Origin of the sequence: Pseudomonas sp. B21-028, assembly GCF_024749045.1 — a bacterium.
Lineage (GTDB): Bacteria > Pseudomonadota > Gammaproteobacteria > Pseudomonadales > Pseudomonadaceae > Aquipseudomonas.
On the sequence record NZ_CP087184.1, the window covers coordinates 1323013 to 1342548 of the forward strand.

Consider the following 19536-nt stretch of genomic DNA (forward strand, 5'->3'; position numbering starts at 1 on the left):
CGTGCGTAAGTTGACTCAATTGGTTCTCCTGGCGACCGTACTGGTCGCAGGTCCGGCTTTTGCCGACATGAAGATCGCCGTACTGAACTATCAGATGGCCTTGCTGGAATCCGACGCGGCGAAGAAATACGCCGTGGACGCGGAGAAAAAATTCGGCCCGCAACTGACCAAGCTCAAGAGCCTGGAAAGCAGTGCCAAAGGCATCCAGGATCGCCTGGTCGCCGGTGGCGACAAGATGGCCCAGGGCGAGCGCGAGCGTCTGGAGCTTGAATTCAAGCAAAAGGCCCGTGACTTCCAGTTCCAGTCCAAGGAGCTGAACGAAGCGAAAGCCGTTGCCGACCGTGAAATGCTCAAGCAGCTCAAGCCGAAGCTCGACAGCGCCGTGGAAGAAGTCATCAAGAAAGGTGGTTTTGACCTGGTGTTCGAGCGTGGCGCAGTGATCGATGTCAAGCCTCAGTACGACATCACGCGCCAGGTCATCGAGCGCATGAATCAGCTGAAGTAATCCATGACAGCGACTATAAAACTCGGTCAGTTGGCCGAGTTCCTCGGAGCCACCCTGCGTGGCGACCCGGAGAAGGCAATTACTGGGCTAGCCACTTTGCAAGAGGCTGGCCCAGCTCAGTTGAGCTTCCTGGCAAATCCTCAGTATCGCAAATACCTGGCCGATAGCCGGGCCGCCGCGTTGTTGCTCAAGGCTGCCGATGCCGAAGGTTTTGCCGGCGACGCCCTGATCGTGCCCGATCCATACCTGGCGTATGCGCGGATTTCCCATCTGTTCGACCCCAAGCCCAAGGCGGCTGCCGGCATTCATCCCAGTGCGGTGATTGCGGCGGATGCGGTGGTCGACCCGACGGCCAGCATCGGTCCTTTCGTGGTCATCGAAAGCGCGGCGCGGATCGGTGCCGGTGTCACGCTGGGGGCTCATTGTTTCGTCGGGGCCCGTAGCGAGATCGGTGAAGGTGGCTGGCTGGCTCCCCGGGTCACCCTGTATCACGATGTGCGCATCGGCAAGCGCGTGGTGATCCAGTCCGGCGCGGTGCTGGGCGGTGAAGGATTCGGTTTCGCCAACGAGAAGGGCATCTGGCAGAAGATTGCCCAGATTGGTGGCGTCACCGTTGGCGATGACGTGGAGATCGGCGTCAATACCGCTATCGACCGCGGCGCGCTGGCTGACACCATCATCGGTAATGGTGTGAAGCTGGACAATCAGATCCAGATCGCCCACAACGTCCAGGTTGGCGACCACACCGCCATGGCGGCCTGCGTGGGTATCTCCGGCAGCACCAGGATCGGCAAGCACTGCATGCTCGCCGGTGGCGTGGGGCTGGTGGGGCACATCGATATCTGTGACAACGTTTTCCTGACCGGGATGACCATGGTGACCCACTCGATTACCGAGCCGGGTGCCTATTCCTCCGGTACGGCGATGCAGCCGGCGGCTGAATGGCGCAAGAGCGCGGCCCGTATTCGTCAGCTCGATGACATCGCGCGACGCCTGCGACAGCTGGAAAAGCGTGTAGGGGACGTGACCCCTGGCGGTAATGCTTCATCAGATGGCTGATACCATTTCCATATCAAGTGTGCACGGCCGCCAGGCTTCCTTGATTTGCTAGCGGAGCGCGCGTCTATCGCGCACCTCCCAATCTTTACATAGGCTTCCCCCCGAAATGATGGACATCAACGAGATTCGCGAGTACCTGCCTCACCGTTACCCGTTCCTGCTTGTGGATCGGGTAGTGGACCTGGATATTGAGGGCAAGCGCATTCGCGCCTACAAGAATGTCAGCATCAACGAGCCGTTCTTCAATGGTCACTTCCCTGCGCATCCCATCATGCCGGGCGTGCTGATCATCGAGGCCATGGCTCAAGCTGCCGGGATCCTTGGTTTCAAGATCATGGACGTGAAACCCGCGGACGGCACGCTCTACTACTTCGTCGGGTCCGACAAGTTGCGTTTCCGCCAGCCGGTGACCCCGGGCGATCAGTTGATCCTCGAAGCCACGTTCATCAGCTGCAAGCGCCAGATCTGGAAGTTCGAATGCCAGGCTTCGGTCGACGGCAAGCCTGTCTGCTCCGCTGAAATCATTTGCGCGGAACGCAAGCTATGAGTTTGATTGACCCTCGCGCAATCATCGATCCGACGGCCGTCCTGGCCGACGGCGTCGAGGTCGGCCCTTGGTCGATTATCGGCGCAGGTGTGGAAATCGGCGAGGGTACGGTGATCGGCCCGCACGTGGTGCTCAAGGGACCGACCCGGATCGGCCGGCACAATCGTATCTACCAGTTTTCTACGGTAGGTGAGGACACCCCCGATCTCAAATACAAGGGTGAAGAAACCCGCCTGGTCATCGGCGATCACAATGTGATCCGCGAGGGCGTGACGATTCACCGTGGCACCGTTCAGGATCGTTCCGAAACGACCCTGGGCGACCACAACCTGATCATGGCCTATGCCCACATCGGCCACGACAGCGTCATTGGCAACCATTGCATCCTGGTCAACAACACCGCACTGGCCGGCCATGTCCACGTGGACGACTGGGCGATCCTGTCTGGCTTCACCCTGGTTCACCAGTACTGCCATATCGGCGCCCACAGCTTTTCCGGCATGGGCACCGCCATCGGCAAGGACGTCCCGGCGTATGTCACCGTGTTCGGCAATCCGGCCGAGGCCCGCAGCATGAACTTCGAAGGCATGCGCCGTCGTGGCTTCAGCGAAGAAGCGGTTGCCGCGTTGCGCCGGGCCTACAAGGTTGTGTATCGCCAGGGCTTGACCGTAGAGCAGGCGCTCGTCGAGTTGGCCGAAGCATCGACCCAGTTCCCGGAAGTCGCGGTGTTCCGCGACTCCATCCAATCTTCGACCCGCGGCATCACTCGCTGACCATGGGCCATTTGCGTGTTGCGCTGGTGGCGGGCGAAGCTTCCGGCGATATCCTGGGTGCAGGCTTGATGCGAGCGCTCAAGGCGCAGCATCCGGCGGTCGAGTTCATCGGTGTCGGCGGGCCATTGATGCAGGCCGAGGGGTTGACCTCCTATTTTCCGATGGAGCGCTTGTCGGTGATGGGGCTGGTGGAAGTGCTCGGTCGGTTGCGAGAGCTGCTGGCCCGGCGCAAGAAGCTGATTGCGACCCTGATTGATGAAAAACCGGATGTGTTCATCGGCATCGACGCGCCGGATTTCACCCTCAACATCGAACTCAAGTTACGCCAGGCCGGGATCAAGACCGTGCACTACGTTAGCCCGTCGGTCTGGGCCTGGCGGCAGAAGCGCGTGCTGAAGATTCGCGAAGGCTGCGACCTGATGCTGACGCTGCTGCCGTTCGAAGCCAGGTTCTATGAGGAGAAGGGCGTGCCGGTACGGTTTGTCGGGCATACCCTGGCCGACACCATTCCCCTGGAAGCCGACCGTGCGGGCGCCCGCCAGGCGTTGGGCTTGCCCGACGGGCCGCTGGTGGCCTTGATGCCGGGCAGTCGGGGCGGCGAAGTGAGTCGCCTGGGCGGCTTGTTTTTCGATGCTGCCGAGCGCCTTCGGGCGATGCGTCCCGGCGTGCGTTTTGTCCTGCCGTGTGCCAGTCCGCAGCGGCGTGAGCAGCTCGAAGCATTGCTGGCCGGCCGCGATCTGCCGGTCACGCTGCTCGACGGTCGCTCCCACCAGGCGTTGGCTGCGTGCGATGCGGTGTTGATTGCCTCCGGCACTGCTACCCTTGAAGCGTTGCTGTACAAGCGCCCGATGGTGGTCGCCTATCGTCTGGCACCGCTGACGTTCTGGATCCTCAAGCGCATGGTCAAGAGTCCTTACATCTCCTTGCCGAACCTGTTGGCCCAGCGTTTGCTGGTGCCCGAGTTGCTGCAGGACGATGCAACAGCCGACGCATTGGCCAACACGCTGGCGCCGTTGATCGACGGCGGCCAGGAACAGACCCGGGGCTTTGACGAGATCCACCGCACGTTGCGCCGCGATGCCTCGAACCAGGCGGCAGACGCGGTACTGACCTTGATCGGTGCCAAGCCATGAAGCATTCGAAGCAGCAGATGGGCCTGGACTTCAATCTGGTCGCCGAAGTCGAAGAACTGGTGGCGGGCGTCGATGAGGTGGGGCGCGGCCCATTGTGCGGCGCGGTGGTGACGGCGGCGGTGATTCTCGACCCGAACCGGCCGATCCTGGGCCTCAACGATTCCAAGAAACTCACCGAAGCCCGTCGCGAGAAACTCTACGACGAAATCTGCGAGAAGGCCCTGAGCTGGTGCATCGCCCGGGCCGAGGTCGAAGAAATCGACGAACTGAATATCCTGCACGCCACCATGCTCGCCATGCAGCGTGCCGTACAGGGCCTGCACATTACGCCGAAGCTGGCGATGATCGATGGCAATCGTTGCCCGAAACTGTCGATGCGCGCCGAGGCGGTGATCCAGGGTGACGCAAAGGTGCCGGCTATCGCGGCGGCATCGATCCTGGCCAAGGTCAGCCGTGACCGGGAGATGAGCGCCTTCGAACTGATTTACCCGGGCTACGGCATCGGTGGCCACAAGGGTTACCCGACGCCGGTGCATCTGGAAGCCTTGGCGCGACTGGGGCCAACGCCCATTCATCGACGTTCGTTCGCACCGGTGCGGATGGCGTATGAGGCTCGTGAGGGTTTGGTAACGGCTGGTCCCGTTCAGCCAAATGCAATCCCCTGTGGGAGCGAGCTTGCTCGCGAAGAGGGCGGCACGGTAGACATTGATGTGGCCTGATATAGCGCCTTCCCGAGCAGGCTCGCTCCCACCAGGTCGGTTTTTCGACTGACGGGCATTCGCCACTCAGACCCAAGGCCCGGTACAATCCGGGCCTTGTTGTTTTCATGACTTAACGCAGGATCACTATGCCGGCTTCATTCGTTCATCTACGCCTGCACACTGAATACTCCCTGGTCGACGGTCTGGTGCGGATCAAGCCACTGGTCAAGACTCTGGTGGGCATGAACATGCCCGCCGTGGCGGTCACCGACCAGAACAACATGTGTTCGCTGGTCAAGTTCTACAAGACCGCCATGGGCGGCGGGATCAAGCCGATCTGCGGCGCCGACCTGTGGCTGTCCAGCAAGGATCCGGACGCACCGTTGAGCCGTATCAGCCTGCTGGTCATGAACGCCTTGGGTTACCGCAACCTGACCGAGTTGATCTCCCGCGGCTTCATCGATGGCCAGCGCAACGGTTCGATCATCATCGAGCGCGAGTGGGTGGCCGAGGCCAGCGAAGGCCTGATCATGCTGTCGGCGGCCAAGGAGGGTGAAATCGGCCTGGCCCTGCTCAGCGGCAACGCCGAGGAAGCCGAGACGCTGGCCCGCGACTGGATGGCGGTATTCCCGGACCGTTTCTACATCGAAGTGCAGCGCACCAATCGTCCCAATGACGAAGAGCACCTGCATGCCGCCGTGGCGCTGGCCGACAAGATCGGCGCGCCGCTGGTGGCGACCAACGACGTGCGCTTCATCAAGCAGGAAGACTTCGAAGCCCACGAAACCCGCGTCTGCATCGGTGAGGGCCGGGCCCTCGATGACCCGCGCCGGCCAAAGAACTACAGCGATCAGCAATACCTCAAAAGCGCCGAGGAAATGGCCGAGTTGTTCAGCGATCTGCCCGAGGCGCTGGAAAATACCGTCGAGATCGCCAAGCGCTGCAACATCGAAGTGAAGCTGGGCAAGCACTTCCTGCCCAACTTCCCGATTCCCGATGGCATGACCATCGACGAGTATTTCCGCAAGGTCTCGTTCGACGGCCTCGAAGAGCGCCTGAGCGTCCTGCTGCCCAAGGACACCACCGAGGACTACGAAGCCAAGCGTCAGGTCTATGTCGACCGGTTGAATTTCGAACTGGATATCATCATCCAGATGGGCTTCCCCGGTTACTTCCTGATCGTGATGGACTTTATCCAGTGGGCCAAGAGCAATGGTGTGCCGGTAGGGCCGGGTCGTGGATCGGGTGCCGGGTCGCTGGTGGCCTACGTGCAGAAGATCACCGACCTCGACCCGCTGGAATATGACCTGCTGTTCGAACGCTTTCTCAACCCGGAACGGGTTTCCATGCCCGACTTCGACGTCGACTTCTGCATGGACGGTCGTGACCGGGTGATCGATTACGTGGCCGAGAAATATGGCCGCAACGCGGTGAGCCAGATCATCACCTTCGGTTCCATGGCCGCCAAGGCGGTGGTGCGTGACGTGGCGCGGGTACAGGGCAAGTCCTATGGCCTGGCGGATCGTCTGTCGAAGATGATTCCGTTCGAAGTCGGCATGACCCTGGAAAAAGCCTACGAGCAGGAAGAAATCCTGCGGGACTTCATCAAGGTCGATGAAGAGGCCGCGGAAATCTGGGAGATGGCCCGCAAGCTCGAAGGCGTGGTGCGTAACGTCGGCAAGCACGCCGGTGGTGTGGTGATCGCGCCGACCAAACTGACCGACTTCTCGCCGATCTATTGCGACGAGGAGGGCGACGGCCTGGTCACCCAGTTCGACAAGGACGACGTCGAGGCGGCCGGCTTGGTGAAGTTCGACTTCCTGGGCCTGCGGACCCTGACCATCATCGACTGGGCGTTGAAGACCATCAACCGCGACCGGGCCAAGGTCGGCGAAGAGCCGCTGGATATCGCGTTCATTCCACTGGACGACAAACCGACCTACAGCCTGTTGCAGAAGGCCGAAACCACGGCGGTGTTCCAGCTCGAATCCCGCGGCATGAAGGAGCTGATCAAAAAGCTCAAGCCCGACTGCCTGGAAGACCTGATCGCACTGGTGGCCCTGTTCCGTCCGGGCCCTTTGCAATCGGGCATGGTGGACGACTTCATCAACCGTAAGCACGGTCGCGCCGAACTGGCGTACCCGCACCCGGATTACCAGTACGAGGGCCTCAAGCCGGTACTGGCACCGACCTACGGCATCATCCTGTATCAGGAACAGGTGATGCAGATTGCCCAGGTCATGGCCGGCTACACCCTCGGCGGCGCGGACATGCTGCGTCGGGCGATGGGTAAGAAAAAACCCGAGGAGATGGCCAAGCAGCGCGGGGGCTTCATCGAAGGTTGTGCGAACAACGGCATCGATGCGGACCTGGCCGGTAACATCTTCGACCTGGTGGAAAAATTCGCCGGTTACGGCTTCAACAAATCCCACTCTGCCGCCTACGGTTTGGTGTCGTACCAGACTGCATGGCTGAAGGCGCATTACCCGGCGCCGTTCATGGCGGCCGTGCTGTCGGCGGATATGCACAACACCGACAAGGTCGTGACCCTGATCGAAGAAGTGCGGACCATGAAGTTGCGCCTCGACGCGCCGGACGTGAACGCTTCGGAGTTCAAGTTCACGGTGAACGATGAGGGCCGCATCATTTATGGCCTGGGCGCGATCAAGGGCGTGGGCGAGGGGCCAGTAGAGGCCATCACCGAGGCACGCCAGGAGGGGCCGTTCAAGGATCTGTTCGATTTCTGTGCCCGGGTCGACCTCAAGCGTATCAACAAGCGCACCCTCGACGGCTTGATCCGCAGCGGCGCGCTGGACCGGCTGGGTCCGTACTTCCATGACGAACCCAAGGCCTACCAGGCCAACATCGACCGCAACCGCGCGGTGTTGCTGGCGGCCATGGAAGAAGCGATCAAGGCCGCCGAACAGACCGCTCGCACCCATGACAGCGGCCACGCCGACCTGTTCGGCGGCCTGTTCGTCGAAGAAGACGCCGATGTCTACGGCAACCATCGCAAGGCCAAGGAGTTGACCCTCAAGGAGCGCCTCAAAGGCGAGAAAGACACCTTGGGGCTGTACCTCACCGGTCACCCGATCGATGAATACGAAGGCGAAATCCGCCGCTTTGCCCGTCAGCGCATCATCGACCTGAAGCCGGCTCGCGATACGCAAACCGTCGCCGGCATGATCATCGCCCTGCGGGTGATGAAGAACAAAAAGGGCGACAAGATGGGGTTCATCACCCTCGACGACCGTTCCGGGCGCATCGAGGCCTCGTTGTTTGCCGATGCGTTCCACTCGGCACAGTCACTGTTGCAGACCGACGCGATGGTGGTAGTGGAAGGCGAGGTCAGCAACGATGACTTCTCCGGTGGCCTGCGGCTTCGGGTCAAGCGGGTGATGAGCATGGAAGATGCCCGGACCAACCTGGCCGAGAGCCTGCGCCTGAAGTTGCAGACCCAGGACCTCAAGGGCGACCAGCTACGCTGGCTGGGTGAGTTGTTCAAGCGCCATCGCGGTGCCTGTCCGATCACCATGGAGTACGTGCGCCCCGACGCCAAGGCCGTGCTGCAGTTCGGCGAGGGCTGGCGGATCGATCCGGCGGACGCGTTGATTCAAGCCTTGCGTGACCAGTTCGGCAAAGACAACGTCTTCCTCCAATACCGTTGACGGCCAGGGGCCACTCCTGGACTTGGAGTGTCCCTGACCGCGACCCGAATTTTTAATCTCGACCTGAACGCGCCTCTCCCTTAAGGTAGGGCGCGAATAGACAACCGGCCGGCCCAAGCTCTCTTGGACGTCGACCCAAGACGGACGCCTATGAACCCGAATTTTCTAGATTTCGAACAGCCGATCGCCGACCTGCAAGCCAAGATCGAAGAGTTGCGCTTGGTCGGTAATGACAATTCGCTGAATATCGGCGATGAGATCTCTCGTCTGCAGGACAAGAGCCGCACGCTGACCGAGGACATCTTCGGCAAGCTGACCAGCTGGCAGATCGCGCGCCTGGCGCGTCATCCGCGTCGTCCATACACCCTGGACTACATCGATCACATCTTCACCGAGTTCGACGAACTGCACGGCGACCGTCACTTCTCCGACGACGCCGCGATCGTCGGCGGTGTCGCCCGCCTGGACGACCAGCCGGTGATGGTCATCGGTCACCAGAAGGGCCGCGAAGTGCGCGAGAAAGTCCGCCGCAACTTCGGCATGCCGCGTCCGGAAGGCTATCGCAAGGCCTGCCGTCTGATGGAAATGGCCGAGCGCTTCAAGATGCCGATCCTGACCTTCATCGACACCCCGGGCGCCTACCCGGGCATCGACGCCGAAGAGCGCAACCAGAGCGAAGCGATTGCCTGGAACCTGCGGGTCATGGCACGGCTGAAAACCCCGATCATCGCCACCGTCATCGGTGAAGGCGGTTCCGGCGGTGCGTTGGCCATCGGCGTCTGCGACCAGTTGAACATGCTGCAGTATTCCACCTACGCGGTAATCTCGCCGGAAGGCTGCGCCTCGATCCTGTGGAAAACCGCCGAGAAGGCGCCGGACGCCGCGGAAGCCATGGGCATCACCGCCGAACGTCTCAAAGGCCTGGGGATCGTGGACAAAGTGATCAACGAGCCCGTGGGCGGCGCCCACCGTGACCCGGCCGCGGCTGCCGCGCTGATCCGCGCCGAGCTGAGTTCCCAGCTGTCGATGCTGAAGAAGTTCGACAACGACGCGCTGCTGGCCCGTCGCTACGAGCGGTTGATGAGCTACGGTCTCTGACCTGAAGCTGCTTCACCCCATGTGGGAGCGAGCCTGCTCGCGATTGCGGTATAACAGTCAACAGATATGTTGAATGTTAAGCAGCCATCGCGAGCAGGCTCGCTCCCACATTCGTTTTGTGCAAGGTGATCGATATGAGCCAACCAACGATTGATCTTGCAGCCCGGCTTCTGCTGAATCTCTCCCCCTGGCGCAACGCTGCCGTCTGGCGTATCGCCTTCTCCGGCGGTCTCGACTCCACCGTCCTGCTGCACTTGCTCGCATCGCTTTCAAACACGCAGACCCTGCCACCCCTTAGCGCTATCCATGTCCACCACGGCCTCCAGGCCGCGGCCGATGCCTGGCCGGAGCATTGTCGTCGGGTGTGTGAAGCGCTGGGAGTGCCGCTGCAGGTGGTCGAGGTCCAGGTCCGCCCCGGCGCCAGTCTCGAGCGGGCCGCCCGGGAGGCACGCTATGGCGCTTTCGCCGCGGCGCTCCAGGACAATGAAGTGCTGCTCACTGCCCAGCACCGTGACGATCAGGCTGAAACCCTGCTGTTTCGTTTGCTGCGGGGGGCGGGCGTGCGGGGCTTGTCGGCGATGCCGAGGCAGCGTCCCCTTGGGCAGGGATGTTTGCTGCGCCCGTTACTCGATGTGTCCCGCGCGGAGCTGGAGGCCTATGGGAAGCAGCAGGGTTTGAGCTGGATCGAAGATCCGTCCAACAACGATCATCGGTATTCGCGCAATTACCTGCGCCAGCGGGTTTTCCCGGTGCTGACCGAACACTGGCCCCAGGCTGCGTCGAGCCTGGCCCGTGGCGCTGCGCACCTGACAGAGGCCCAGGGTCTGCTGGATGACCTGGCGCGGATCGATCTGGCCGACGCCAGGACCCCGGGCGCGTTTGACTGGCTCGGCCTGCCGTCCCTGGCGCTGGCACCTTTGCAGGCCTTGTCGGTGGCTCGCCAGCGCAATGCAATGAGCCACTGGCTGGCGCCGCTGACCCTGCTGCCGGACAGCGACCACTGGGCCGGCTGGGATTCGCTGCGCGACGCGGGGGACGATGCCCGGCCGATCTGGCGCCTGGCCGGCGGTGAGCTGCACCGGGCCGGCGGGCGGGTCTGGTGGTTACCCGACCCTTGGCTGCAACCAGTCTCGGGCTGTGTCGAATGGCCCCGGACAACTGATCCCTTGGGTCTGCCGGGCAATGGCCGGGTGATCCTCACTGGCAAAATCCCCGACGGTCGGCTTTGCGTTCGCTATCGTCAGGGCGGCGAGGTGATGGCGGTGCCGGGCCGTGGCCATCGGGATCTCAAGCGTTTGCTCAACGAAAGTGGCCTGCCGGCGTTCGTTCGCGGCCGATTGCCGCTGCTGTATCGGGACGGACAATTGCTGGCGGTGGCCAACCTGCCGGGGCTCGATGGAGGCGCTAATGGCACCTGGCAATTGCATTGGCAGCCATCGGAGTAAGATCTGGGTTTGAGCTGAAAGGGGCTTTCCGGTAGACTACGCTCCCTTCTTGATACAACTTCTGTGGATTCGCCTGAATTGCAGGAGTTGCCGATTACCAAGCAGTCTTTGCTGGGCGATTCCAAAAAATGTGTAGCGAGCAACGTACCGGTGATTTGTCTTCCGGTCTGTCCCAACGCGGCGGTTTTTTTGAAAGGTGCACTGTGATTAATGCAGGTGATCGGGGGCTTCGGCCTTCCTTCGCTTTCCCCGGCGGCTCGGACCGCTTTAACGCAGACTTCTAGGGTTTTTCATGACGCGCTACATATTCGTCACGGGCGGTGTTGTTTCTTCATTGGGGAAAGGCATTGCCTCGGCTTCATTGGCGGCCATCCTGGAGGCGCGGGGACTTAAGGTCACCATGCTCAAGCTGGACCCGTACATCAACGTCGACCCGGGCACCATGAGCCCGTTCCAGCACGGCGAAGTGTTCGTCACCCATGACGGCGCCGAGACCGACCTGGACCTGGGCCACTACGAGCGGTTCATCCGCACGACCATGACCCAGAACAACAACTTCACCACCGGCCGCGTCTACGAGCACGTGCTGCGCAAGGAGCGTCGTGGTGATTACCTGGGCGCGACCATTCAGGTCATCCCCCACATCACCGACGAGATCAAGCGCCGCATCATCAAGGGTGCCGGCGACGCCGACGTGGCGATGGTCGAGATCGGCGGTACCGTGGGCGACATCGAGTCCCAGCCGTTCCTCGAAGCCATCCGCCAGTTGCGTTTCGAAATCGGCGCCAAGCGCGCGATGCTGATGCACCTGACGCTGGTGCCGTACATCGCCACCGCCGGCGAAACCAAGACCAAGCCAACCCAGCACTCGGTCAAGGAACTGCGCTCCATCGGCCTGCAGCCGGACGTGCTGATCTGCCGCTCCGATCACCCGATCGATATCTCCTCGCGCCGCAAGATCGCTCAGTTCACCAACGTTGAAGAGCGCGCGGTCATCGGCCTCGAAGACGCCGACACCATCTACAAGATCCCGGGCATCCTGCACTCCCAGGGCCTGGACGATTTCGTCGTCGAGCGTTTCGGCCTGCAATGTGCCGGTGCCGACCTGTCCGAATGGGACGCCGTGGTCGATGCCAAGCTCAACCCCGAGCATGAAGTCACCATCGCCATGGTCGGCAAGTACATGGAACTGCTGGACGCCTACAAGTCGCTGATCGAAGCGATGAGTCACGCCGGCATCAGCAACCGCACCAAGGTCAATCTGCGCTACATCGACTCCGAAGACATCGAGAACCAGGGCACCGGCCTGCTCGAAGGCGCCGATGCGATCCTCGTTCCAGGCGGCTTCGGCCTGCGGGGCGTGGAAGGCAAGATCACCGCTGTCCAGTACGCCCGCGAAAACAAGGTGCCGTACCTGGGTATCTGCCTGGGTATGCAAGTGGCGGTCATCGAGTTCGCCCGTAACGTGATGGGCTGGAAGGACGCCAACTCCACCGAGTTCGATCGCGCCAGCGGTCACCCGGTCGTGGGCCTGATCACCGAGTGGGAAGACGCCACCGGCGCCGTGGAAGTGCGGACCGAAACGTCCGACCTGGGCGGTACCATGCGTCTCGGCGCCCAGGAATGCCTGCTCGAAACCGGCTCCCTGGTGCACGATTGCTATGCCAAGGATGTGATCGTCGAGCGTCACCGCCATCGCTACGAAGTGAACAACAAGCTGCTGCCGCAACTGATCGAAGCTGGCCTGAAGATCTCCGGTCGTTCCGGTGACGGCGCGCTGGTGGAAGTGGTCGAGTCCCCGGACCATCCATGGTTCGTCGCCTGCCAGTTCCACCCCGAGTTCACCTCGACGCCACGGGACGGTCATCCGCTGTTCAGCGGTTTCGTAAAGGCCGCTTTGGCTCAACACCAGAAAAAGGCATAAGACGATGACCCAGAAGATCATTCGCGTCGGCGACATCGAGATTGCCAACGACAAGCCCATGGTGCTGTTCGGCGGCATGAACGTGCTGGAAAGCCGCGACATGGCGATGCAGGTCTGCGAGGAGTACGTCAAGGTTACCCAGAAACTGGGTATCCCCTACGTCTTCAAGGCCAGCTTCGACAAGGCCAACCGTTCGTCCGTGAGCTCTTACCGTGGCCCGGGCCTGGAAGAGGGCATGCGCATCTTCCAGGACATCAAGCAAGCCTTCGGCGTGCCGATCATCACCGATGTCCACGAGCCTGACCAGGCCGCGGTCGTTGCCGAGGTCTGCGACATCATCCAGTTGCCGGCCTTCCTGTCGCGCCAGACCGACCTGGTGGTGGCGATGGCCAAGACCGGTGCGGTGATCAACATCAAGAAAGCCCAATTCCTCGCGCCTCAGGAAATGAAACACATCCTGAGTAAGTGCGAAGAGGCCGGGAACGACCAGTTGATCCTCTGCGAGCGCGGCTCGAGCTTCGGCTACAACAACCTCGTGGTGGACATGCTCGGCTTCGGCATCATGAAGCAGTTCGAATACCCGGTGTTCTTCGACGTGACCCACGCGCTGCAGATGCCTGGCGGCCGTTCCGACTCCGCCGGTGGCCGTCGTGCCCAAGTGACCGACCTGGCCAAGGCCGGCATGAGCCAGTCCCTGGCGGGCCTGTTCCTCGAGGCCCACCCGGATCCGGATAACGCCAAGTGCGACGGCCCTTGCGCCTTGCGCCTGAACAAGCTGGAGCCGTTCCTGTCTCAGCTCAAGGCGTTGGACGATCTGGTCAAGGGTTTTCCGACGATAGAAACCGCGTAACACGGTTTTCTCCGGTAAAGTACCGCTCGATTATCGCTCTGGCCCGCTGGCCGCACTGCTCTTGTGGGAGCATGGCTTGCCAGCGATGGCGCCCTTGAGGCTCCCATCGCCGGCAAGCCGTGCTCCCACAGCGTTTCGTCAACTTTGGAGTGTTTACAACAATGGCAAAAATCGTCGACATCAAAGGTCGTGAAGTTCTCGACTCCCGTGGCAACCCCACTGTTGAAGCGGACGTGCTTCTCGACAACGGCATCATCGGCAGCGCCTGCGCGCCGTCCGGTGCTTCCACTGGCTCGCGCGAAGCGCTGGAGCTGCGTGATGGCGACAAGAGCCGTTACCTGGGCAAGGGCGTACTGAAGGCTGTTGCCAACATCAACGGTCCGATCCGTGACCTGTTGCTGGGCAAGGATCCTGCCGACCAGAAAGCCCTCGACCAGGCCATGATCAAGCTCGACGGTACTGAGAACAAAGCCACCCTGGGCGCCAACGCGATCCTCGCCGTGTCCCTGGCCGCCGCCAAGGCTGCCGCCCAGGACCAGGACCTGCCGCTGTACGCCCACATCGCCAACCTCAACGGTACACCGGGCGTCTACTCGATGCCGGTTCCGATGATGAACATCATCAACGGCGGCGAGCATGCCGACAACAACGTCGACATCCAGGAGTTCATGGTCCAGCCGGTTGGCGCCAAGTCCTTCTCCGAAGGCCTGCGCATGGGCACCGAGATTTTCCATCACCTCAAGGCCGTGCTGAAGGCCCGTGGCCTGAGCACCGCGGTTGGCGACGAAGGCGGTTTCGCCCCGAACCTGGCGTCCAACGAAGACGCGCTGAAAGTGATCTCCGAAGCCGTGGCCAACGCCGGCTACAAGCTGGGCACCGACGTGACCCTGGCCCTGGACTGCGCCGCCAGTGAGTTCTTCGAAGACGGCAAATACAACCTGTCCGGCGAAGGCCAGGTGTTCACGGCCGAAGGTTTTGCCGACTACCTCAAGGGCCTGACCGAGCGCTACCCGATCATCTCCATCGAAGACGGCCTGGACGAGTCCGACTGGGCTGGCTGGAAAATCCTCACCGACAAGATCGGCGAGAAAACCCAGCTGGTGGGCGACGACCTGTTCGTGACCAACACCAAGATCCTGAAAGAAGGCATCGACAAGAAGATTGCCAACTCGATCCTGATCAAGTTCAACCAGATCGGCACCCTGACCGAAACCCTGGAAGCCATCCAGATGGCCAAGGCCGCCGGCTACACCGCCGTGATCTCCCACCGCTCCGGTGAAACCGAGGATTCGACCATCGCCGACCTGGCCGTGGGCACCGCGGCAGGGCAGATCAAGACCGGTTCGCTGTGCCGTTCCGACCGCGTTTCCAAGTACAACCAACTGCTGCGTATCGAAGAGCAGTTGAACGGCAAGGCCAAGTACAACGGTCGTGCCGAGTTTCGCGGTTAAGCGGTAAATGGTAAAAAGACAGCGGGTTAGGGCGTTAAAGTCGCGATAGCGGCGGTTTTGCCTCTAATCTGATGCCTTATGAAGCACAAGCCTGGTTCTTCCAGGCTTCGTGCTATCAGACGTTTCAAAGTTTGGCATGGCGGTCTTTTTTCACTGGATACCTGATATTCGATGCGCAGTCCCAATTGGTTGTTTCTTGTCTTGCTCCTGTTGCTGGCCGGCCTGCAGTACCGCCTGTGGGTGGGTAATGGCAGCCTGGCGCAAGTGGCCGACCTGACACAGCAGATTGCCGACCAGCATGCCGAGAACGAAGCATTGCTGGAGCGTAATCGGGTGATGGACGCCGAAGTGATGGAACTGAAAAAAGGCATGGAGACCGTTGAAGAGCGGGCTCGCCATGAGTTGGGCATGGTCAAGGAGGGCGAAACCCTCTACCAGTTGGCCCAATGAGTATCCGCTTGCCGGCCTTCTGGGCCGTGATTCCTGCCGCGGGCGTCGGAGCCCGTATGGCCGCTGACCGTCCCAAGCAATACTTGCAACTGGGCGGGCGCACAATTCTTGAACACAGCCTCGGCTGTTTCCTCGACCATCCGACCGTCAAGGGCGTGGTGGTCTGCGTTGCACACGATGATCCTTACTGGCCGACCCTGGCCTGTGCTGGCGACACCCGCATCCAACGGGTGGACGGTGGCGCGCAGCGTTCGGATTCGGTGCTCAATGCCTTGTTGCACCTGCATGCCCAGGGCGCTGACGATCACGATTGGGTGCTGGTGCATGATGCCGCCCGGCCCAACCTGTCCCGGGACGATCTGGACTCCTTGCTCGGCGAGCTGGCGAACGACCCGGTCGGTGGCCTGCTGGCCGTCCCGGCCCGCGATACCCTCAAACGCGTCGACAAACACGGCCGTGTAGTGGAAACCGTTGATCGCAGTGTGATCTGGCAAGCCTATACGCCGCAGATGTTTCGCCTCGGGGCCCTGCATCGGGCGTTAGCCGATAGCCTGGTGGCGGATGCGGTGATTACCGATGAAGCCTCGGCCATGGAGTGGGCGGGCCAGGCGCCTCGGTTGATCGAAGGGCGGTCGGACAACATCAAGGTCACCCGGCCAGAAGATCTGGAGTGGTTGCGCCAGCGTTGGGCTTATCGTCATTAAGTGAAACCGCCATCGCGAGCAGGCTCGTTCCCACAAAGATCTCTGCCGTACATAGATTTTGTGTCCACCCAAGATCCTCTGTGGGAGCGAGCCTGCTCGCGAAGCGCTGGTTCAAACGCCGCTGATCTCCGGCATCAACCCCGATACTCCGGCCGCTCAGCCAACCCTTCCTTCAAGTAGTCCACCAGCTTGCGCACCTTCGGCGACAGGTGCCGTTGCTGTGGATACAGCGCCCACACGGCCGTATTCGGTGGCTGATGCGCCTCCAGCAGTGAGATCAACGCGCCGCTGTGCAAATGCTCCAGTACGTAGTAATCCGGTAACTGGCACAGCCCGACCCCCTGCAAGGTCGCCTCCAGCACCGCTTGGCCGCTGTTGCAGCGCCAGTTTCCCTGCACGCGTTGGGAAAATTCCCGCCCGTTCTGTTCCAGTTGCCAGAGGTCGGAACTGCCGATCAGACAGTTATGACGGCTCAACTCCGACAGGCTATGAGGGCGGCCATACCGCTCCAGGTAAGACGGTGAGGCGCACAGGTACATGCGACGCGGCGCGAGGCGCGTGGCAATCAGGCGTGAGTCCTGCAGACGACCCAGGCGAATCGCCAGGTCCAGCCCTTCGTGGACCAGGTCGAGGGGCCGATTGCTCAGTTCGATGTCTACTCGCAGTTGTGGGTAAAGCCCCATGAACCGTGTCACCAGCGGCACGATAAAGCGCTCGCCATAGGCCACCGCACAGGTCATTCGCAACATGCCCTTGGGTTCGCTGGTGAGATCGCCCACTGCGCGGAGTGCTTCCTCGCGGCCATCCTGCAACCGTTGGCAATGCTGCAAAAAGGTCTGCCCGGCCTCGGTCAGGGTGACCCGACGGGTACTGCGATACAGCAATCGTGTCTGTAGCCGCTCTTCAAGCCGTACGATTTGTCGACTGATGTGAGAGGAGGAAACCCCGAGGCGTTCGGCAGCGGCGGTGAATTGGCTGCACTCGGCCACCGCGACGAACTCGTCGATCCCTTCCCAGCGGTTATCGGACATGAAGGATTATCCCTGTATGGCAATAATGTTTTGCTTTCGATTGGATTATTCATCGTCCTGAGGCGGATTACACTCCCGGTCTTGTTTTTATTTGATGGAGAGACCGGATGATCAAGTCGCGCGCTGCCGTTGCCTTCGAGGCCAAGAAACCCCTGGAAATCGTTGAAGTCGACGTCGCCATGCCCAAGGCGGGTGAAGTGCTGTTGCGTGTGGTGGCTTCCGGTGTTTGCCATACCGACGCATACACCCTGTCGGGCGCCGACCCGGAAGGCATCTTCCCGTCGATCCTCGGTCACGAGGGCGGTGCAATCGTCGAAGCCATCGGCGAGGGCGTGACCTCGGTCGCGGTGGGTGACCATGTGATCCCGCTGTACACGCCGGAATGCGGCCAGTGCAAATTCTGCAAGTCGGGCAAGACCAACCTCTGCCAGGCCATTCGCGCCACGCAGGGCAAAGGCCTGATGCCGGACGGCACTTCGCGCTTTTCCTACAAGGGCGAAACCATTTTCCACTACATGGGCACCTCGACGTTCTCTGAGTACACCGTGTTGCCGGAAATCTCCGTTGCGAAAATCCCGAAGGCGGCACCCTTGGAAAAGGTCTGCCTGCTCGGTTGCGGCGTCACCACCGGTATCGGCGCGGTGATCAACACCGCCAAGGTCAAGCCAGGTGACACCGTGGCTATCTTCGGCCTGGGCGGTATCGGCCTGTCGGCGGTGATCGGTGCCGTGAAGGCCAAGGCAGCGCGCATCATCGCCATCGACATCAACCCGGCCAAGTTCGAGATTGCCAAGCAATTGGGCGCCACCGATTGCGTCAACCCGAAAGACTTCGACCGTCCGATCCAGGAAGTCATCGTCGACATGACTGACGGCGGCGTGGACTTTTCCTTCGAGTGCATCGGCAACGTCCAGCTGATGCGTGCCGCACTGGAGTGCTGCCACAAGGGTTGGGGTGAGTCGGTGATCATCGGCGTGGCCGGTGCCGGCCAGGAAATCGCCACCCGTCCGTTCCAACTGGTGACAGGGCGCGTCTGGCGCGGTTCGGCGTTCGGCGGCGTGCGCGGTCGCAGCGAACTGCCCAGCTACGTGGAAATGGCCGAGAAGGGCGAAATCCCGCTGGATACCTTCATCACCCACACCATGGGCCTGGAAGATATCAACAAGGCGTTCGACCTGATGCATGAAGGCAAGAGCATCCGTACCGTCATTCATTTTTAAGAGCAGCTGCAAGTTGCAAGCTACAAGCTGCAAGTGAAGCGCGGTGCTTTTTCTTGCAGCTTGATCTTGCGGCTTGGAGCTGAGGTGAAGTTATGAACCTCGAAAATATCTCCTGCCAGAAAAGCTTCGGCGGCTGGCATAAGCGTTACCGGCACCGCTCCGAAGTGCTTGGCTGTGACATGGTGTTTGCCGTGTATCTGCCACCGCAAGCCGAACAGGGCGGCAAGTTGCCCGTGCTGTATTGGTTGTCCGGGCTGACCTGCACCGACGAGAACTTCATGCAGAAGGCCGGCGCCCAGCGCATGGCTGCCGAGTTGGGGTTGATCATCGTCGCGCCAGACACCAGCCCGCGTGGCGCCGACGTGCCGGGTGATCCGGACAAGGCCTGGGACTTCGGCCTGGGCGCGGGGTTCTACCTGAACGCCACCCAGGAACCCTGGGCGCGGCACTATCGGATGTATGACTACGTGGTGCAGGAATTGCCAGCGTTGGTCGAAGCGCATTTTCCGGCGTCGGACAAGCGCAGCATCAGCGGTCACTCCATGGGCGGCCACGGCGCGCTGGTCTGCGCCTTGCGCAACCCGGGACGTTACCGTTCGGTGTCGGCCTTTTCGCCGATCAACAATCCGATGGATTGTCCGTGGGGGCAGAAAGCTTTCTCCCGTTACCTGGGGGAAGACCGCTCGAAATGGCGTGAATGGGATACCTGTGCGCTGATTGCCGAGGCTGAAGAGAAGCTGCCGTTGTTGGTGGACCAGGGTGATCGCGATGATTTCCTGGCCAACCAGCTCAAGCCCGAAGCCTTGCAGCAGGCGGCGAAGGCCGCGGGTCATCCCCTGGAGTTGCGCTTGCAACCGGGCTACGACCACAGTTACTTCTTCATCGCCAGTTTCATTGATGAGCATCTGCAACATCATGCACGCGCTCTAAACGTCTAATGCAGGTAGAATCACGCCCTGACAGAAATCAGGGCGTTT

16 protein-coding genes and 1 pseudogene are annotated in these 19536 nt (G+C 61.3%); 16 read left to right on the plus strand and 1 reads right to left on the minus strand.

The features are described from left to right. Nucleotide 1: 1 nt before the first annotated feature. The 14 genes and pseudogenes from LOY35_RS05900 (at nucleotide 2) to ispD (ending at nucleotide 16308) form a co-directional block, all read left to right on the plus strand. Nucleotides 2-505 carry an OmpH family outer membrane protein gene (locus LOY35_RS05900; RefSeq protein WP_024779019.1) on the plus strand — a complete coding sequence of 168 codons (504 nt, stop codon included), beginning with the start codon at nucleotides 2-4 and terminating at the stop codon, nucleotides 503-505. A gap of 3 nt (nucleotides 506-508) precedes the next feature. After that, nucleotides 509-1564: a UDP-3-O-(3-hydroxymyristoyl)glucosamine N-acyltransferase gene (gene lpxD / locus LOY35_RS05905; protein ID WP_258631365.1), complete on the plus strand. Its 1056-nt coding sequence runs from the start codon at nucleotides 509-511 to the stop codon at nucleotides 1562-1564. Nucleotides 1565-1670: 106 nt separating this feature from the next. Beyond that, a complete protein-coding gene (fabZ, locus tag LOY35_RS05910) occupies nucleotides 1671-2111 on the plus strand; it encodes a 3-hydroxyacyl-ACP dehydratase FabZ (RefSeq protein ID WP_258631367.1) in 441 nt (146 codons plus the stop codon). Then, nucleotides 2108-2884: an acyl-ACP--UDP-N-acetylglucosamine O-acyltransferase gene (gene lpxA / locus LOY35_RS05915; protein ID WP_258631369.1), complete on the plus strand. Its 777-nt coding sequence runs from the start codon at nucleotides 2108-2110 to the stop codon at nucleotides 2882-2884. The genes fabZ and lpxA overlap by 4 nt, the downstream gene beginning before the upstream one ends. A gap of 2 nt (nucleotides 2885-2886) precedes the next feature. Continuing rightward, nucleotides 2887-4017 (plus strand): lipid-A-disaccharide synthase, encoded by a 1131-nt coding sequence (gene lpxB / locus LOY35_RS05920; RefSeq protein ID WP_258631371.1) that lies wholly within the window; start codon nucleotides 2887-2889, stop codon nucleotides 4015-4017. Beyond that, nucleotides 4014-4616: pseudogene (rnhB, locus tag LOY35_RS05925) on the plus strand (ribonuclease HII); the annotation flags it as partial. The gene lpxB and the pseudogene rnhB, both read left to right, overlap by 4 nt. Nucleotides 4617-4864: 248 nt before the next feature. Next, complete coding sequence (dnaE, locus tag LOY35_RS05930; RefSeq protein WP_258631372.1) at nucleotides 4865-8386, plus strand: DNA polymerase III subunit alpha; 3522 nt, start codon at nucleotides 4865-4867, stop codon at nucleotides 8384-8386. A gap of 150 nt (nucleotides 8387-8536) precedes the next feature. Further along, nucleotides 8537-9484, plus strand: a complete 948-nt coding sequence (locus LOY35_RS05935; protein ID WP_024779026.1) for an acetyl-CoA carboxylase carboxyltransferase subunit alpha — start codon at nucleotides 8537-8539, stop codon at nucleotides 9482-9484. A 134-nt stretch (nucleotides 9485-9618) separates the two neighbouring features. Further along, the gene (gene tilS / locus LOY35_RS05940) at nucleotides 9619-10929 is read left to right on the plus strand and encodes a tRNA lysidine(34) synthetase TilS (protein ID WP_258631373.1); all 1311 of its coding nucleotides are present in this window, start codon (nucleotides 9619-9621) and stop codon (nucleotides 10927-10929) included. A 292-nt stretch (nucleotides 10930-11221) separates the two neighbouring features. Next, entirely contained in the window at nucleotides 11222-12853 is a 1632-nt protein-coding gene (locus tag LOY35_RS05945) for a CTP synthase (RefSeq protein ID WP_258631375.1), read from the plus strand. A 4-nt stretch (nucleotides 12854-12857) separates the two neighbouring features. Next, nucleotides 12858-13703 carry a 3-deoxy-8-phosphooctulonate synthase gene (gene kdsA, locus LOY35_RS05950; RefSeq protein ID WP_258631377.1) on the plus strand — a complete coding sequence of 282 codons (846 nt, stop codon included), beginning with the start codon at nucleotides 12858-12860 and terminating at the stop codon, nucleotides 13701-13703. Nucleotides 13704-13864: 161 nt separating this feature from the next. Further along, nucleotides 13865-15154, plus strand: coding sequence for a phosphopyruvate hydratase (gene eno / locus LOY35_RS05955; protein ID WP_258631378.1), 1290 nt, complete (start codon nucleotides 13865-13867; stop codon nucleotides 15152-15154). Nucleotides 15155-15325: 171 nt separating this feature from the next. After that, the gene (gene ftsB, locus LOY35_RS05960; protein WP_024779031.1) at nucleotides 15326-15604 is read left to right on the plus strand and encodes a cell division protein FtsB; all 279 of its coding nucleotides are present in this window, start codon (nucleotides 15326-15328) and stop codon (nucleotides 15602-15604) included. Next, on the plus strand, nucleotides 15601-16308 hold the full coding sequence (gene ispD, locus LOY35_RS05965; protein WP_258631381.1) for a 2-C-methyl-D-erythritol 4-phosphate cytidylyltransferase: 708 nt from the start codon (nucleotides 15601-15603) through the stop codon (nucleotides 16306-16308). Before ftsB ends, ispD begins: the two co-directional genes overlap by 4 nt. 134 nt (nucleotides 16309-16442) lie before the next feature. Here ispD and LOY35_RS05970 read toward each other — a convergent pair whose 3' ends face one another. Further along, nucleotides 16443-17339, minus strand: coding sequence for a LysR substrate-binding domain-containing protein (locus LOY35_RS05970; RefSeq protein WP_024779033.1), 897 nt, complete (start codon nucleotides 17337-17339; stop codon nucleotides 16443-16445). Nucleotides 17340-17446: 107 nt separating this feature from the next. On the opposite strand from LOY35_RS05970, the gene LOY35_RS05975 reads away from it, so the two are divergent. Together LOY35_RS05975 and fghA are read left to right on the plus strand one after the other, a co-directional pair. Beyond that, nucleotides 17447-18559, plus strand: coding sequence for an S-(hydroxymethyl)glutathione dehydrogenase/class III alcohol dehydrogenase (locus LOY35_RS05975; RefSeq protein ID WP_258631383.1), 1113 nt, complete (start codon nucleotides 17447-17449; stop codon nucleotides 18557-18559). A gap of 92 nt (nucleotides 18560-18651) precedes the next feature. Beyond that, nucleotides 18652-19497, plus strand: coding sequence for an S-formylglutathione hydrolase (gene fghA / locus LOY35_RS05980; protein WP_258631386.1), 846 nt, complete (start codon nucleotides 18652-18654; stop codon nucleotides 19495-19497). Nucleotides 19498-19536 lie beyond the last annotated feature (39 nt).